We start from the raw sequence: 2,361 nt of genomic DNA, 5'->3' as shown, positions 1-2,361 counted from the left end.
GCGCTCTTGTCCTGAAGATTCATGAGGGTCAGATGGGCACCATTGGAATAGAGGAGCTGTCCCTGACCATTCACGGAAAAGCTGGTGGCTTGGGGCACGACCAATTCTTCAGATTGGTTCGAAAAGGACTTCCGATAGATGGCGGAGGTGTTTTGAAGCGGATCCGTTTTGAGATATAAAAATCCTTGTTCTTCTTGATCCCACTGTGGAGCACCATCGCCGCTGGTTAAATCCGTCAGTCGTTGCTCCTCACGGGTAATCAAATCCAGGAGGTAGACATCACCACGGGGATCGGATTTATGCGACACATATAAGAGTCGGGTGCCATCCCGGTTCAAGGCTGGTTCCTGGTCACTGGCCGGGTGAGTGGTCATTTGTCGGGGGAGCGTGAGGGCGGAACTCTTGAGTGTTTGGACCCAGATATCCAGATTGCCGGAGCGGGTGGACACGAAGGCGAGTGTCTGTCCATCAATGGAGACAGACGGTTGGTAATCCAGTGCCGGGTGAGCGGTCAGACGTTCAGGGGGCGCAGCCAGAGCAGGTAAAGAGGCGCACAAGACTCCCCCCAAGCCCGTGAGGGCGATGAAACAGCATACGGCTCGGTGAATCTGAAGCGACCTGCTCGCTTTTCTTTCTGATGTTCTCCCGGGAGCATCCTGGGCAGGGGAAGAAAGACGATTACCTCGCAACGTGGAGTCTTGATCTAGGGTGTGGGGTCTTTTTGAGTCCATGTTCCATTGTCCAGTTGGATGCGTTCTCCCTTGAGCGCTTTATCCCGATTGAGTGCGGCAAACATTTTGTGGACCCGTGGTAATTCTGAGGGTGTCAGGGTCTCGTTGGTCTCAATGATCCGCCTCATGATCTCAAGTCGATCCTCATTCTCCTCTTTGATCAGATTTTCAACAAACGCTCGATCATCCGGTTGGACCTTTTCCGGCTCCAGGAGGGTGACGCCACCTTCATTATTTTCCCCGATAATTCCCAATGATTTATAGCGATTGAGATCATCTTTGTTGAAGGACACTCGTTGGAGGGCACGCACGACGTCTTTTTTCCCTGGAGGAAGTTCCTGGGTCTGTTTCAATTTCCCCTTCGGATCGATATAGCGAACCGACGCCACCAGCATGACTTGCTGATTGAGTTCTTGATACGTGCCCAGCACCTGGTTTTCCAAGGCCGTGCGTTCATCCACCACGGTCACCCCTACCAAGGGACCGCTGCAGGCTGTGAGGAATACAAGAAGAAGGGACAGCATGATCAGGGACATGGGATTGAAAGCGAACGTGTGAACAGTCCTGTAGGGTGGTAATGGGAGATAGGACATAACGAATCGGCTCCTTGTGAGGGTCGGATCTTTTTTATCTTATCAAATTTTAGAAAGTCGCTGAAGAAAATTCTTCAAAAGGTCATCTTGGGCAAGACTCTTGTTATCTTGATCCAGCCCCTTTGTCATTCTGAGCGAAGCGAAGAATTTGTGCCCAGTTTATCCGGGCCACGGCTGAGCTAGATGCTTCGCGGGGCTCAGCATGACAACAAAAAATGAACGGAGCTGGAATGGGCGTCAATCGTTCATCCCGCCCTCCATTTTGTCATCCTGAGTGAAGCGAAGAATCTGAGTCCAGCACAACCAGGCCCTCCTTCAGCATGACAACTTATGGAACATCCCAAGCTTCGGAAAGATCCTTCCATTCAGGATTATCTGTGGCTATCAATTCCAATTTCTTCGCACGCGTCCAACCCTTGATCTGTTTCTCACGAGAGAGTGCTGCGTGAATATCACGAGTTTCTTCAAAGTACAGTAATTTTGTGATGCGGTATTTCGATGTAAATTGGCCGCCTTGTCCTTCCTTGTGTTCATAGATCCGACGGGCGAGATCATTAGTGACCCCGGTATACAGCGTGCCGGATTGGTTCGTCATGATGCACACATAATACTGTTTCATTTACTGGCTTAGCCCCTCGCCTTGTCATCTTGAGCCTGGTGCTTTGTCATTCTGAGTGAAGCGAAGAATCTGAGCCCAGCTCAACCGGGCCATGGCTGAGCTAGATGCTTCGCTGTGCTCCGCATGACAATAGCTAAAAGGATTGCTCCTTACTGAAACACAATCTCCCCTTCCGGCGTAAACGAGTAAGTCTCTGCGCCAATCAATTCCAGCACCTTTGCCAGGTCTTCCCAATTGGGAATAGCAGCGGTGAGTTTTTCGATGTTTTTCATCTTGGCGATCGGGATGCGCTCCAATCTAAAGGTAGGGATCAGGCTCCCCTGGAAGTGGATCGTCAGATTCAATTGGCCTCTGGCCACCTCGACCGTCACCCGTGAGGGATTCGCGAATTTTAATTGCGCACGAACATTGGAGATCG

Annotated in this window: 4 protein-coding genes; all 4 read right to left on the bottom strand. The window is 50.9% G+C overall.

What is annotated here, in order from left to right:
• A partial coding sequence (locus AAH187_RS16945) for a hypothetical protein (protein WP_342349663.1) occupies positions 1-557 on the bottom strand: 557 nt, incomplete at its 3' end.
• A gap of 146 nt (positions 558-703) precedes the next feature.
• A complete protein-coding gene (locus tag AAH187_RS16940) occupies positions 704-1,324 on the bottom strand; it encodes a DUF1318 domain-containing protein (protein ID WP_342349662.1) in 621 nt (206 codons plus the stop codon).
• 328 nt (positions 1,325-1,652) lie between these two features.
• Positions 1,653-1,943, bottom strand: a complete 291-nt coding sequence (locus tag AAH187_RS16935) for a GIY-YIG nuclease family protein (protein ID WP_342349661.1) — start codon at positions 1,941-1,943, stop codon at positions 1,653-1,655.
• 149 nt (positions 1,944-2,092) lie between these two features.
• Positions 2,093-2,361, bottom strand: a 269-nt coding sequence (locus tag AAH187_RS16930) for a hypothetical protein (RefSeq protein WP_342349660.1), incomplete at its 5' end; no start/stop codon positions are given.

This window comes from uncultured Nitrospira sp. (genome assembly GCA_902500695.1).
GTDB lineage: Bacteria > Nitrospirota > Nitrospiria > Nitrospirales > UBA8639 > Nitrospira_E.
This window is presented reverse-complemented; position numbering and strand designations above follow the sequence as displayed.